Origin of the sequence: Gordonibacter sp. (genome assembly GCF_036667095.1) — a bacterium.
Classification (GTDB): domain Bacteria; phylum Actinomycetota; class Coriobacteriia; order Coriobacteriales; family Eggerthellaceae; genus Gordonibacter.
This window is the reverse complement of the sequence record NZ_JAVWUP010000013.1, coordinates 21,334-35,197: the sequence shown is the minus strand read 5'-3', so window position 1 is coordinate 35,197 and position 13,864 is coordinate 21,334. Positions and strand designations below refer to the sequence as shown.

Below are 13,864 nucleotides of genomic sequence, written 5' to 3'. Positions count from 1 at the left end.
TGAAAAGGCCACCGGCTTTTACCCCGATGACCTGCAAGTTTCTGGTGGTCGCTACAGGATTTGAACCTGTGACCCCCGCCGTGTGAAGGCGATGCTCTCCCGCTGAGCCAAGCGACCGTACTGTGCTGCGCTGCGCAACGTTTGGATATTCTACCGGTAGTTGGCCTGATGCGCAAGGGTGGATTTGGCCGGTCGTGGAGGAATCTTCAAAACTTGGGGCGAACGGAGTGCCCTGAGCTGCTGCTGCGATGGCGCGGCGACGGTTTGCCGCTACTGCTCGTCGCCGCGCATGCACTTCACAAACTGGATGCGTGCGCAGTCCTGTTCGCTATAGTTGCGGATGCCGCTGGGATTGCGCGTCACGTCCGGCAAAAGGTCGATACGCTCGTAATAGCGCAGCGTATCGGCGCTCATCCCGTAAATTTTACTCATTTCGGCGGTTTTCATGTGCGAGTCCTTTCGCGTAGACGCTATTGAACCACTTGGAGCAGGCTCGAAGTCAAGAGAAGCCGATGAAATTTTCTTTTCCAAAACTGTTTGATGTGGAGCGTGCTCCAGAGAAGAGGATGGCTTCGGTCCAGACGAGGATGAAAGCGAAAGCGAAAGGAAGCGGACTGGGCGAAAAAACATGCTGGTAGCTGCGCCAACCTGTGCAAAGACGGCAATGCTGGCCTGTCCTGCGAGCACTCTTCAAACGGGGCCTGAGCATGTGGGGGATATTCGAGAAACCTACAGGGTGCGACGCTTGTCAGCGGTAGAACCGCCGAGCAATGAAGGAGACGGCGACGATGAAGGCGGCGGCTACGAGCGACCCTGCTGTGTGCGACCCTGTTTGCTTGGTTGCCGGGGAACCTTGCCGAAGACGCAGGTCATGTATGCTGGTGTTCGGATTCGTCGTCATAGAGCGGCGTCTCCCTTCGTGGCGTGCGCGTTGTAGTCGCTTGTCGTAGATCGGGGAAGCCGCTTCGCACAAGGTGGCTTCTTCCGCTATCATAGACAAGTTGCGGCTGGCCGAGTAGGTACGAGCCGCCAGGCGGGCGAGTAACGGCGTTGTCGGTTCCCGAGATGTCCGCCGAGCAAAAACCACCCCAAGCAGAAAGTACGCGCGCACTATGATCATGCAGCTCGAACATATATCCAAGTCGTTCGGAGGGCGCCAGCTTTTCCACGACGTGACGTTTCGCCTCGAAGAATACGAGCGTCTGGCGTTGGTCGGCCCGAACGGTGCCGGCAAGACCACGCTGCTCAACATTGTAGCGGGTATGGAAGATGCCGACGAGGGTCGCGTGCTGTTCGCCAAAGGCGCGCGCGTGGGCTATCTGGAGCAGGAAGCCATCGAGATGCCCGATAGGGCTATCTTTGAAGAAGTGCTGTCCTCCCAGGTAGAAGTGTTGGAAGCAGAGCAGCACCTACATCGACTGGAAGCAGCCCTCGGCGACGATCCTACCGCCCAGCAGCTTGCGGCTGCGGGACGTGCCCGCGATGCCTACGAAGTGCTAGGCGGCTACACCATCGAGGCAAAGGTACGCAGCGTCATGTTCGGGCTTGGTTTCAAGGAGGCCGACCTTGCCCGCGTCACCACCGAGTTCTCCGGCGGCTGGCAGATGCGTATCGCACTGGTGAAGCTGCTCATCCGCAACCCCGAGGTGCTGCTGCTTGACGAGCCGACGAACCACCTGGACCTCGAGAGCGTGAAGTGGCTTGAGGGCTTCCTGCGCGGCTATACCGGCACCGTCGTCGTGGTCAGCCACGACCGTGCGTTCATGGACAACATGGTCGACCGCGTGGCCGAGGTGGATAACGGTCAGGTGATCTTGTACAAGGGCAACTACTCGGCCTACCTGCGCATGCGCGAGGAGAACCTAGAACGCCTGCGCGCCGAGGCGGCCAAGCAGGCCGAGGAGATCGCGCACATGGAGGCGTTCATCGAGAAGTTCCGCTATAAGCCCACGAAGTCCAAGCAGGTGCAGGACCGGGTGAAGAAGCTGGAGAAGATCAAGCGCATCGAGATTCCCGAAGAGAAGAAGAAGGTTCGCTTCAACTTCAAGCAGCCTCCTCGTACGGGTGATGAGGTGGTGCGCGCACGAGGGCTTGCCAAGCACTTCGGCGACAAGAAGGTGTACGACAACTTCGACTTCACCGTATACCGCGGAGACAAGATCGCGCTGGTCGGTCCCAACGGTGCCGGCAAGTCCACGCTGCTGAAGATGATTGCGGGCGCTATGGCCCCCGACGCGGGCAGCATCGAGTATGGCGTGCACGTGACGAAGACCTACTACGCGCAGCACCAGCTCGAAGAGCTGCATCCCGGCAACTCCGTGTTCGAGGAGCTGGACCGCGTGGCGCCCGGCTGGACTATCTCCCAGGTACGCACGCTTTTGGGCGCCTTCCTGTTCACGGGAGACGCCGTGGACAAGCGTGTGAGCGTGCTCTCGGGCGGCGAGAAGAGCCGTCTGGCGCTTGCGAAGATGCTCGTGGCCCCGCGCCCGCTGCTGTGTTTGGACGAGCCGACCAACCACCTGGACATTGCCAGCGCCGACATCTTGGAGCAGGCTCTGCGCGCGTTCGAGGGCACTATCCTGTTCATCACGCACGACCGGCACCTCATCCGCGGCGTGGCCAACCGCGTCGTTGAGGTGGAGCCCGGCCGCGTGACGAACTACGACGGCGACTACGACTACTACCTGTTCAAGAGCGGCCAGCTGGACGGCCCGCCGCCGGAGGCGTGCTCGCTGGTGGACGAGGTCATGGGCGAGGGCGGCAAGAAAACGGACAAGTCGGGGTCAGGCAAGACGTCTGGCAAGGGATCGGCCAAGGCTGGCTCGGGGGCATCTGGCGAGCGCGGGGCGGGAAAGGCCGGGAGCGCCAAAACCGTCGTGAACGTGAATCGCCGCGACCGTTCGGCAGGCAAGGAGGCGGCGTCTTCGCCCGCCGTCGAGCTGACGGCTCCGCGCGCGAGCTCGCCTAAGACCAAAGAGCAGAAACGCCGCGAGGCCGAGGCGCGCAACCGCGCCTACGCCGCGCTCAAGAACCACCGCAAGCGCATCGCCGAGCTGGACCGCCAGATGGCGCGCGACAACGAGCGTATGGCCGAGTTGCTGGAGCTTATGGCCGACCCGGCGTTCTACGTGAACGAGGACGTGTCCTCCGATGCGGTGGCCGAGCATACCAGGCTCAAACAGCGCCTGTCCGCGACTGAAGAGGAGTGGTTCCTGCTCACCGAAGAGCTGGAAGAGGAGATGGCGAAGCAGCAGGAGCAGGCGTAGACGGGGTGGGGCCCCTCGCTGCGGGGAAAGTGGCGAGGGTGCTGCCCAAGCCGTTCGATCGGGTCTGCAAGACCCTGGTATAACGGTAGGGGGTATGTCCTGGTTTTGCCGCTCTGCGCATGCGAAAGGATTTTGATGCTCAACATCGTTTTGGTCGAACCGGAGATCCCTCAGAACACGGGCAACATCGCCCGCACCTGTGCGTGCATCGGCGCACGCTTGCACCTGGTTGAGCCGATGGGCTTCCGCCTTACGCAGAGAAACCTCGAGCGTGCCGGGTGCGACTACTGGGACGAGGTAGATATCGTGCAGTGGCCGTGTGCTGACGCGTTCTTCGAGGCGCACGGCGCAGACGAGTTGCACCTGTTCACCGGCCAGGCGCGGCGCAGCTTCGCCGACGCATCCTACGGCGACGAAGCCTTCCTGGTGTTCGGTCGCGAGAGCCGTGGGCTCGACCTGTGGCTCGTCGAGGCCTATGCGAACCGCTGCGTGCGTATTCCCATGCGCGAAGGCCTGCGCAGCCTGAACCTCTCGAACGCCGTGGCTGTCGCTGCTTACGAGGCCCTGCGCCAGCAGGGGTGGCCGCAGCTGAGGTAGACGCTGCCGGTCTTCAGCCGAGCTTCCCCGTTTGTCCGAACTTGTGAAATTTCCCCTGCCCGCATGGCGGGTGGGGTTCATTGCGCTAGACTGGTCGGCACTATGATATCGATACCTTACCTCATCTGCTCTCTGCTTAGCTTCATTCCCGCTATCGTGTGCCACGAGGCCATGCACGGGTTTGCGGCCTACAAACTGGGAGACCCGACGGCGAAGCGCGCGGGCAGGCTCTCGTTCAACCCGTTGAAGCACATCGATCCGTTCGGTACGGTCATCATGCCGCTTCTGCTCATGGCCATGAACATGCCCGTGTTCGGCTACGCGAAGCCGGTGCCCTACAATCCTGCTTACTTCAAGGACCCTAAGAAGGGCGATCTCATCGTGGGGCTTGCCGGTCCTGCGGCGAACCTTGTGCTGGCTATCTTCGGCGCGCTGGTGTTCACGGTGATGTCGTTTGTGCTGCCGGTGAACCAACTGGCGCAAAACCAGCTGTTCTATTACTTCTACACCATGTTCTTGCCTATGTTCTCGCTGATCAACCTCTATCTTATGTTCTTCAACCTGCTGCCCATCCCGCCGCTGGACGGCTCGTCTATCTTCGCGTTCATCCTGCCGCGGAAGTACCTGCCTACCTACTACAAGGTGCAGCAGTACGCATTTCCTATCTTCATGATCGTGATTATCGTGGTGCCCTATATCTTGAAGTTCAATCCCATCGGCATCTACCTGGACTTCACGGCGGGCAACGTGTTCGATTTCTTGTTCTCGTTCGGAAAATAAGCGGTCAGCGTGTCTTACAAGGTTCGCATAGACAGCTTTGAAGGGCCGTTCGATCTTCTGCTGTACCTGGTCAGTCGCCAGAAGGTGGATATCGGTGCCATTTCCATCACGCAGATTGCCGACCAGTACCTAGCCGAGATGCGCCGCATGGACAACCTCGACTTAGATGTTGCCAGCGACTTTCTGCTCGTGGCCTCCACTCTGCTGGAAATCAAGGCGGAAAGCCTCATCCCGCGCGAGCGCGATGCGGTGGATGACGAGCTGGCCGAGCTTGCACCCAGCGACGCGCGCGATATGCTGGTCGAGCGACTGCTTGTCTACAAGCAGTACAAGAACGCCGCCTCTACGCTGTTGGCACGCTTTGTGGCTGAGGGTCGCATGCATGCTCGTCCGTTCGGGCCGGATGCGTGCTTCCTGAACCTGATGCCGGACTATCTGAAAAGCGTCACGCTGGACGGCTTGGCGCTGCTGGCGGCCCAGGCTTACGCGCGCCGCGAGGTGTTTCTGCTGGAGTCCGAGCATATCGCTGCGAAGCCCATTCCGGTGGAGGTGCACGTGCGCGCCATCCATGCGCGTATACGCAACAAGAAAAACCTGAGTTTCTCGGAGTTGGTGGACGACCGCACGCCGCTGCCGGTGGTGGTGGTCACGTTTTTGGCCGTGCTGGAGCTCTACAAGCGCGCTATGGTGAAGATCGAGCAGGTTGAGCAGTTCGGTGACATTGATATCTGCTATATCGAAGGTTCGGGCGACTTAATGCTTACCGGTGATGATGCGCTGACTTCGGTGGGCGAAGAGGAATAGGGAACGTACGCGGCAATGCGCGCAGGTGGGCAGGTCGATGGTGGAAAGCAATGCGCAGGGCCAAAACTTGGCGGGCTTGGAGCGAGCGCCCGCTTTTGCGAAGGAAAAGGAATAGAAGGCTATGTTCCAGGGACTACAGGAAAACCAGATCGCCGGTGCCGTCGAAGCGCTTTTGTTCGTGACCGACGAGCCGGTGGGCACTATCGCGCTTTCCGACATGCTGGAAGTGGAGCCGGGTGCGGTGGAGCGTGCGCTGGTGGATTTGCGGACGCGCTTCGAGGCCGATGAGCGCGGCATTCAGCTGCGCGAGGTGGCCGGCGGATGGAGGCTGTACACGCATCCGGTCTACCATGAGCTGATAGAGAAATACGTGCTGTCGTGGGATACGCGCAAGCTCTCGCAGGCAGCTATGGAGACGTTGGCCGTGGTGGCGTACAGCCAGCCGGTCACGCGGGGTGGCATAGCTTCGGTACGTGGCGTGAACTCCGACAGCTCCCTCAACTCGCTGGTGGAGAAAGGCCTGGTGCGCGAAGCTGGCACGGCTGACACCCCCGGCAACCCGACGCTGTACGCCACCACGCGGGGGTTCCTAGAGAAGTTCGGCCTGCGCTCGGTGTCGGATCTGCCCGACTTGGACCAGTTCGCACCCGACGACGAGACACGCGCGTTCATCCGCGAGCGCCTGTCTGCCACGCGCGAGCCGGTGTACGTCTCCGAGGAGGCGCTGGTGCAAAAGGCGGAAGCGGCCGACGGCGACGGCTTCGACGGCCTCGTATTCGACTTCGACGACGAAGGCGCAGACGCGCAGCCTGCCAAGCAGCCGGCAGCGTCCGTGCACCCGGCCGGTACGGAACCGAGCACTTCGGCTCAAGGCCTGCTTGCCGGTGCCATGGCCGCGAGCTTCGGCTTAGTGGAGAAGATCGACTTTGACAGCCTTACCTTCGAGACGGACGATGAGTAGCGTGGCGGAGGCGGGAGGCCAGGACCGCATCGTGCCCATGCGCCTGCAGAAGTTCCTGGCGCGGGCAGGTGCGGCCAGCCGTCGCGGTTCCGAGAACCTGATGACGGCAGGACGCGTTGCCGTGAACGGCATCGTCGTCACCGAGCTGGGCAGCAAGGTGGACCCGCTGGTAGACGAGGTGGCGGTGGATGGCGTGGTCGTGCGGCTTGCCGATGGCCCGGTTACGCTCATGCTGCACAAGCCTGCGGGCGTCGTCACCACCATGTCCGACCCGCAGGAACGCCCTACGGTGGCGGGGCTTGTGCCGGTGCGGCAGTATCCGGGGCTGTTCCCTATCGGACGGCTCGACCGCGATACGACGGGGCTTTTGCTGTTTTCTACCGACGGAGAGCTGGGCCATGCTTTGCTGCGTCCGAGCGGGCATGTGACGAAGTCCTACACGGCGCTGGTGGAGGGCATACCCACGCCCGGACAGCTGGCGCATCTGCGCGAGGGCATCGAGCTGGACGACGGCCCGACGCTTCCGGCGGAGGTGGAGCTGCTCGAGGGCGATCGGGCGCAGCGTGCGCTTGCCGCCTTGGACGTACCTCCTGTTGTGCCTCCGTGCGCTTCCCGTCAGTATGCGCGTGCCTGCTCGGCGCGGGCGAAGGAGCGATCCGTGGTGCGCATTGGCTTACATGAGGGCAGGAAGCGTCAGGTCAGAAGAATGCTCGATGCCATCGGGCATCCGGTGCTGGCACTGCATCGCGACACGTTCGGTCCGCTGCAGCTGGGCGACCTGCCCCGAGGGGAGTGGAGGCAGCTGGACGCAGGTGAGGTTGCTGCGTTGGGCCAGGCGCCAGGCCGCTCGTGAACGGTCGGTGAACACCCGCCGATAATGCTAGAATAGCCGATGAGGGAGCGCACGCGGAAAAGGTGCGTCCCGTATACGACACGTGAGGAAAGGGCGGTCTTCCCACCCATGACAGGATCGCAAAACCAGCAGGGTAGCCATCGGGGCATCCGCCGTATCGCCCTGGTGGGCCTGGGGCTGGTGGGCGCGTCGTTCGCGGCTGCCCTACGTGCCGCCCAGCCCGACATCGAGGTGTTCGGTGTGGACGTGGATGCACATACGCGTACTTCGGCCCAAGAGCGCGGTTGGACGAATGGGGCCGCTGCGCCTGACGACCCGGCGTTCGAGCGGTTCGTGAGGGACGAGTGCGACCTGGTGGTTCTGGCGGTGCCGGTGGGCGTGGTCGAGGACTACTTCAAGCTTTTGGCTGCTTGGGATTACCGGGGCATCGTTACGGATACCGCCTCCACGAAGGCCGGTATCGCCCGCAGTGCCGCCGCGCTTTTGCCGTATCCGCAGAACTATGTGCCGGGGCACCCCATGGCGGGCTCCGAGGTGAACGGCATCGACGGTGCGCGCGCTGACTTGTTCCAGGGTGCGCATTGGATACTTTGCCCCGATGCCGCCACGCCGGCCGAGCACTTCCCGCGCCTGCACGAGCTGGTCACCTCCCTGGGAGCGCGCGTCATCGCGCTGCCGCGCGAGGATCACGACCAAGCGGTGGCCGTCGTCAGCCATGTGCCGCATATCATGGCGTCCTCGCTGGTGCAGCTAGCGTGTCGCCATGCCGACGACCAGCAGGCGCTCATGCGCCTTGCCGCAGGCGGCTTCAAGGACTCCACGCGCATTGCCGCCGGCTCGCCGGAACTGTGGTGCGGCATCGCCTTCGATAACGCCGACGCGCTCGCGGCAGGCCTCTGCGAGATGCAGGGCATCATCGCCTCGTTCGAAGACGCGCTTGCTGCGGGCGACCGCCCGCGCATGACGGCGCTGCTTGCCGAGTCCGCCGAAGCCCGCCGTGCCTTGCCCGCGGCCTGGGTCCCTTCCACGGAAAAGCTGCTCGAAGTGCGTATTCCCATGGAAGACCGCACCGGTGTCGTGGCCGAGGTCACCACTATCGCGAGCTCCGTCGGCTGCAACATCCAATCCATCGAGATCGACCATATCACGGCCGACAGCGCGGTCTTGAGCCTAGTGCTCACTGACGAGGGCGACGTCGGCCAGCTATCCTCCCAGCTCATCAATGCCGGCTTCTCGGTATCGTTCAGCCCGCTTTCCGCGAAGGAGCACACCCATGTCGCATGATCCTGTCTGCCCCGCCTCGACCATGATACCGCCCCTATCCGCACCGTTGCACGGCGTAGCCACCGTGCCGGGCGACAAATCCATCTCGCACCGTGCCGTGCTGTTCGCTGCTATGGCAGAAGGCACGTCGCACTTGGCTGGCGTGTTGGATTCCGACGATGTGCGCTCATCGATGGCGGCCGTCCGGCAGCTGGGCGCGCAGGTATCCCTTGAAAAGCAGCCAGACGGCAGCCTGGCCGGCAGCGTTACCGGTTGGGGCGCGGCAGGTCCCCGCAAGCCCGAAGGAGCCGTGGACTGCGGCAACTCGGGCACTACGGCCCGTCTGCTCATGGGCGTGCTGGCACCGTGGGACGTGCCCGTGGAGATCACGGGCGATGAGTCGCTCAGCCGCCGTCCTATGCGGCGCATCACCGCCCCTCTTATGAAAATGGGGGTGCGCTTTTTACCCGAAGGCCGCGAAACGCTGCCCCTCACGGTAAGGGGCACGCATGGCCTGCGCGCCCTCACCTACGATGCCCCTATGGCGTCTGCGCAGTTGAAGACCGCTGTGCTGCTGGCCGGTGTCTACGCGAAGGGCACGACTACCGTCAACGAGCCCGCACCTTCGCGCAACCACACCGAGCTCATGCTGCCGGAATTCGGCGTGTCAACGACAGCCGCCAACTGCACGGCCGGCGTGACCGGACCGCAGAGCCTCGCAGCCTGCGAGGTGCATGTGCCTGGCGATCCGTCGTCGGCTGCTTTCCTGGTGTGCGCCGCCGTATTGAAGCGCGATAGCGCCATCCAGGTGGAGAACGTCAGCCTGAATACGGCGCGCATCGGCTTCACGCGCACGCTGGAGCGCATGGGGGCAGAGGTGTCCGTGCAGCGGACGGGTGCCGCTGGCAAGGAGCCCTTCGGCACCATCTCGGTGTGCTATACCGCCAACCTGCACGGGTGCGAGGTGCCGGCCGAGAAGATCGCCTCGATCGTCGACGAGGTGCCGGTGCTGGCGCTCGTCGCCGCCTTTGCCCGTGGCGTGACGGTGTTTCGCGAGGTGGGAGAGTTGCGCGTGAAGGAAACCGACCGCCTGGCCGCCGTGGTCGAAGGGCTGGCGCACCTGGGAGCGGAAGCCTATATCGACGGCAACGACCTGTACGTCGAAGGGCAGCCCGGCCTGGCGGTGCCCGAAGGGGTCACCCTGGACTCGAAGGGTGACCATCGCCTGGCTATGACCTGGGCGCTCGCGGGGCTCACCGGCAACACGCCTGTGTGCGTGGAGAACTTTGACGCCGTGAGGATAAGCTATCCGCAGTTCTTGGAAGACATCGAAAGGTTGGCACGATGATCATCGCTATCGACGGCCCGAGCGGGGCCGGCAAATCCACGGTTGCCAAAGCCGTGGCGAAGAAGCTCGGTTTCTCCTGTCTGGACACGGGCGCCATGTACCGCGCTATCGCTTGGCAGGCCCTCGCCGACGGCGTGGCGCTTGACGACGATGCGTCGCTTGGTGCGGTGGCACGTACCCACGACATCGCGTTCGGCCACGAGGCGGGCGACCCGGCGCCCAAGCGGGTGTCTATCGGCGGCACCGACGTCACCGATGCCATCCGTACCGCCGAGATCGACCGTGCCGTCAGCCCCGTGTCGGCGGCACCTTCGGTGCGCGAGGCCCTGGTGGAGCAGCAGCGCCGCATCGGCTGCGGTGGCGACTACGTGGTGGAGGGGCGCGACATCGGTACCGTCGTGTTCCCTGAGGCCGAGGTGAAAGTGTTTTTGACCGCATCGGACGAGGAGCGGGCTCACCGCCGCGTACGTCAGAACGTCGATCGCGGTATCGGGTCCATCGATTTCGAAGAAGTTTTGACCGACCTGCGACGGCGCGACGACCATGACTCCTCGCGTGCCACTTCGCCCTTGAAACCCGCCGAGGATGCGGCGCACTTGGATTCGACCGGCAGCTACATCGAGGAGGTCATCAGCCGTATCTGCGACATGGCGCGCGCGAAGGGGGCCCCTGTGGCGGATGCGAGCGTGGGCGAGGGCGTGCGATGAGCCTGATCACCCCGTACAAGAAGATATGGGACATGCCCTTCGACGGCACGTCTGACGAGCAGCAGGCGCCTCGTTGGACAGGCAACCTCATCTGGGGTTTCTTGGCTTCCGTATTCAAGGTGTGCTTCCGCTACCACGTTGACGGCCGCGAGAGCATACGCGGTTTCGCGGGCGAGAGCGGCCTGGTCGTCGTCGGCAACCATACGTCGTTTCTGGATGTGGTCTTCATGTACCTGGCCACGCGCCCCCAGCAGTGGATACGCTTCATGGGCCGCGAGGACCTCTACCCCAAGGTGCATGGCCTGGTGGGCCAGATTCTCTCCCGTGTGGGGTCGTTTCCCATCAAACGCGACGCCGCCGACCGCACGGCCATAAAGCGCGCTACGCATATGCTGAAGACCGGCCAGATCGTGGGCATCATGCCCGAGGGCACGCGCCGCGGCAAGGGTTCCATGGCACCCGAGATCCATTCCGGGGCGGCCTTCATCGCTAAGATGGGGAAGGCCCCGATCTTGCCCATGACCGTGCGCGATGCCGAGAACGTGAAACGCAAGGGCGAGCGCTTCCGCTTCCCCAAGATTACCATCGAGTACGGCCGCCCGCTGCTCGTGGGCGATTTCGACTTCCTGCCGAAGGAAGACCGCCTGGACGGCTGCACTTGGTACGCCATGCGCGAATGCTTTGCCCTGTCGCAGCGGGTTCCCCGCGAGCAGGTAGACATGCCAGCCCTGTTCCCCGGCGGCCGTGACTTCACCGCCGTGTTCGCCGCCCACCCGGTACCCGAGCATACGACCGAGGAGCTGGTGGCTGCCCTGCGGGCAGAGCGCGAGGCCAAGCGGCAGGAGGCTGCTGCGGCGGCATAGGGGTCGGGCGGCGTGCGGTCGTCCGGGGAAAGGATGCTTCCATGAACGTGATCAGAGCTGAGTTCGCCGGGGCCTGTTACGGCGTGCAGCGCGCCTTGGACTTGGCGCTTGCCAGCGTGAGCGAGGGCGGTCGCGCCTATACGCTGGGTCCTCTCATACATAATCCGCAGGTGGTAAGCGACCTGGCTCGGCGGGGTATCAGCGCCGTGGGCGAGGTGTCGGAGGTGGGGTACGGGGGCACGGTCATCATTCGCAGCCACGGCGTGACGCCCGCGGTGAAGCGCTCGGTTGTCGAGAGGAATCTGCCGCTGGTGGACGCCACCTGTCCGCACGTCATGCGCGCGCAGAAGGCCGCCGCCGCGCTGGCGACCCAAGGCCGCCATGTCGTGGTAGTGGGGGAGGCGGGTCATCCCGAGGTAGAGGGCCTGGTCGCCTATGCGCATGAGGCAGGTGGCGCGGTGTCGGTAGTGGCCGATCCTGCCGATCTGCCCGTTGGCATTGCCGATCCGGTGGGCATCGTTGTGCAGACCACGCAGACCCGCTCGGCGCTCGACGCTATCGTGGCGGCCTTGGCCGAGCGGGGAATCGAGCCTTTGGTGAAGAACACCATCTGCTTTGCCACTAGCCAGCGGCAAGAGGCCGCGGCAGCCCTAGCTGACAGCGTGGATGCTATCGTGGTCATCGGCGGCCGCAACTCGTCGAACACCACGCGCCTAGCTGATATCTGCGCCGCTGCCTGCGCACGCACGCATCACGTGGAAGCCCCCGCCGAGTTGGATCCCACCTGGTTTGAGGGCTGCACGACCGTCGGCGTGACCGCGGGGGCCTCGACGCCTGAAGATCAGATCGAAGCCGTGGTTGCACAACTGGAGGCCTGGTGATAAGCCTGGTGGTAAGCAGGAGTGAAATGTTGTGGCAGCAAATGAGATGCAAATGAGAAAGCAGGGGTACCTTAATCAGGTTGGCATTGTGATAAACTTTATTGTCTTTTCTTGTTGAAAGGTTCATGGGTGAGCGTTTATCCTACGGTCGATGCGGAGCGCGAGATGCGCAGCCTTCGAGGCGCTGCGCAGCCTCCGCGCGCGCTCGTGGCAGCCGTGGTTCCGGAAAGTCCTGCCGACGATGCGGGGTTCGAGCCGGGCTGTTTCGTTAGCTCGGTTGATGGCCGTCCGCTACGCGATATCATCGATTGGCGCTGGTTGGCCGCCGATGACGAGGTCGTGCTCGGCTATATCGACCTTGACGGAGACGCAGGCGAGGTGGAGTTAGTGCGCGAGCCGGGCGAGGATTGGGGCTTTGAATTCGACGGCGTGGTGTTCGACGGCGTGAAGCAGTGTCGCAACGCCTGCACGTTCTGCTTCATGCGCCAGCTGCCCGAGGACATGCGCCCCTCGCTCACCCTGCGCGACGACGATTTCCGCCTGAGTTTCCTTGCCGGCACGTTCGTCACGTTCACGAACCTGAACGCTGAGGACGAGGCACGCATCGCAGAGCAGCAGATATCGCCTTTGCGCCTGTCCCTGCATGCTGCTGACCCGGAGGTGCGCCGCCGCATGATCGGCAAGCATGCGCAGCATGGCATTGACGTGCTTGAGCGCCTGCTGGAGCGCGGCATCCGGTTCCATGCGCAGATCGTGCTCGTACCGGACCAGAACGACGGTGCCGTGCTCGAGCAAACGCTGGCCTGGGCCTACGATCGCCCCGGCATTCTGGACGTGTGCATCGTGCCCCTCGGATTCACCAAGCACCAGACCTGCTTTAGCCGCAGCTTCAACGACCCGATGTCGTCGCGCGCCGTGATGGACCTGGTCGTGCCCTTTCAAGAGCGCGCGTTGGCCGAGCGCGGCATGCTCTGGGCCTATCCTGCCGACGAGTTCTACCACAACGCCTATGGAAGCGAACTGCTAGACAACCTGCCGCCCGCGGCGCACTACGGCGACTTCGGCATGTTCGAGGACGGTGTGGGCATTATCCGCTCGTTCGTGGACGATTGGGAGCAGGCTGCGCGCGACGGCTCGATCGAGCGCTGCGCGGCGGCGTTGCGCGCTGCGGATGTGCGGGTCCGTTATGTGGCCGGCTGCGCTACGCGCCACTTCCTCGGCCCGCTGGTTGCGGCAAGCCCGCTCTCGGGGCTGTTCGAGCCGCTGTTCGTGGAAAACGAGTTCTTCGGCGGCAACGTCGATGTCACTGGCCTCCTCTGCGGCTGCGATATGGCCGCCGCCGTCCGCGAGGAATGCGCGCGAGGCGAGGGGCTCCTGTTCGTCATGCCGCGCGTCGTGTTCAATGACAACATGGTTACGCTTGATGACATGAGTTTGGAGGATATGGAGAAGGCCGCAGGTGTGCCGCTTGCCGTGGTATCCTGTAACGCGACGGATTTCCTGAGGGAAATCGTCACCCTGGTCGGGCGCTAGCTCGACGT

Annotated in this window: 13 protein-coding genes and 1 tRNA gene; 12 read left to right on the top strand and 2 right to left on the bottom strand. The window is 63.5% G+C overall.

The window, feature by feature from the left end; all coding sequences use genetic code 11:
* Positions 1 to 42: 42 nt before the first annotated feature.
* Positions 43 to 117 (bottom strand) — tRNA-Val (locus RR842_RS02725).
* Positions 118 to 270: 153 nt separating this feature from the next.
* Complete coding sequence (locus RR842_RS02720) at positions 271 to 447, bottom strand: MerR family transcriptional regulator (RefSeq protein ID WP_332513023.1); 177 nt, start codon at positions 445 to 447, stop codon at positions 271 to 273.
* Between the two features lie 665 nt (positions 448 to 1,112).
* Between RR842_RS02720 and RR842_RS02715 the strand changes: the two genes are divergently transcribed.
* The 12 genes from RR842_RS02715 (at position 1,113) to RR842_RS02660 (ending at position 13,856) form a co-directional block, all read left to right on the top strand.
* Entirely contained in the window at positions 1,113 to 3,266 is a 2,154-nt protein-coding gene (locus tag RR842_RS02715) for an ABC-F family ATP-binding cassette domain-containing protein (RefSeq protein WP_332728938.1), read from the top strand.
* 135 nt (positions 3,267 to 3,401) lie between these two features.
* Positions 3,402 to 3,863, top strand: a complete 462-nt coding sequence (locus tag RR842_RS02710) for a tRNA (cytidine(34)-2'-O)-methyltransferase (RefSeq protein ID WP_332553252.1) — start codon at positions 3,402 to 3,404, stop codon at positions 3,861 to 3,863.
* Between the two features lie 102 nt (positions 3,864 to 3,965).
* Entirely contained in the window at positions 3,966 to 4,643 is a 678-nt protein-coding gene (locus RR842_RS02705; protein ID WP_332513017.1) for a site-2 protease family protein, read from the top strand.
* 9 nt (positions 4,644 to 4,652) lie between these two features.
* Positions 4,653 to 5,447: a segregation/condensation protein A gene (locus tag RR842_RS02700; RefSeq protein ID WP_332513015.1), complete on the top strand. Its 795-nt coding sequence runs from the start codon at positions 4,653 to 4,655 to the stop codon at positions 5,445 to 5,447.
* 121 nt (positions 5,448 to 5,568) lie between these two features.
* The gene (gene scpB, locus RR842_RS02695; protein WP_332553251.1) at positions 5,569 to 6,408 is read left to right on the top strand and encodes an SMC-Scp complex subunit ScpB; all 840 of its coding nucleotides are present in this window, start codon (positions 5,569 to 5,571) and stop codon (positions 6,406 to 6,408) included.
* Entirely contained in the window at positions 6,401 to 7,261 is an 861-nt protein-coding gene (locus RR842_RS02690) for a pseudouridine synthase (RefSeq protein ID WP_332513013.1), read from the top strand. Before scpB ends, RR842_RS02690 begins: the two co-directional genes overlap by 8 nt.
* Positions 7,262 to 7,369: 108 nt before the next feature.
* Positions 7,370 to 8,545, top strand: coding sequence for a prephenate dehydrogenase/arogenate dehydrogenase family protein (locus tag RR842_RS02685; RefSeq protein WP_332513011.1), 1,176 nt, complete (start codon positions 7,370 to 7,372; stop codon positions 8,543 to 8,545).
* On the top strand, positions 8,535 to 9,872 hold the full coding sequence (aroA, locus tag RR842_RS02680; protein WP_332728937.1) for a 3-phosphoshikimate 1-carboxyvinyltransferase: 1,338 nt from the start codon (positions 8,535 to 8,537) through the stop codon (positions 9,870 to 9,872). The genes RR842_RS02685 and aroA overlap by 11 nt, the downstream gene beginning before the upstream one ends.
* On the top strand, positions 9,869 to 10,579 hold the full coding sequence (cmk, locus tag RR842_RS02675; RefSeq protein WP_332518171.1) for a (d)CMP kinase: 711 nt from the start codon (positions 9,869 to 9,871) through the stop codon (positions 10,577 to 10,579). The genes aroA and cmk overlap by 4 nt, the downstream gene beginning before the upstream one ends.
* On the top strand, positions 10,576 to 11,442 hold the full coding sequence (locus RR842_RS02670) for a lysophospholipid acyltransferase family protein (RefSeq protein WP_332728936.1): 867 nt from the start codon (positions 10,576 to 10,578) through the stop codon (positions 11,440 to 11,442). The genes cmk and RR842_RS02670 overlap by 4 nt, the downstream gene beginning before the upstream one ends.
* Positions 11,443 to 11,483: 41 nt before the next feature.
* Positions 11,484 to 12,323: a 4-hydroxy-3-methylbut-2-enyl diphosphate reductase gene (gene ispH, locus RR842_RS02665; RefSeq protein ID WP_332728935.1), complete on the top strand. Its 840-nt coding sequence runs from the start codon at positions 11,484 to 11,486 to the stop codon at positions 12,321 to 12,323.
* A gap of 129 nt (positions 12,324 to 12,452) precedes the next feature.
* A complete protein-coding gene (locus RR842_RS02660) occupies positions 12,453 to 13,856 on the top strand; it encodes a DUF512 domain-containing protein (protein ID WP_332513004.1) in 1,404 nt (467 codons plus the stop codon).
* The last annotated feature ends 8 nt before the right edge of the window (positions 13,857 to 13,864 follow it).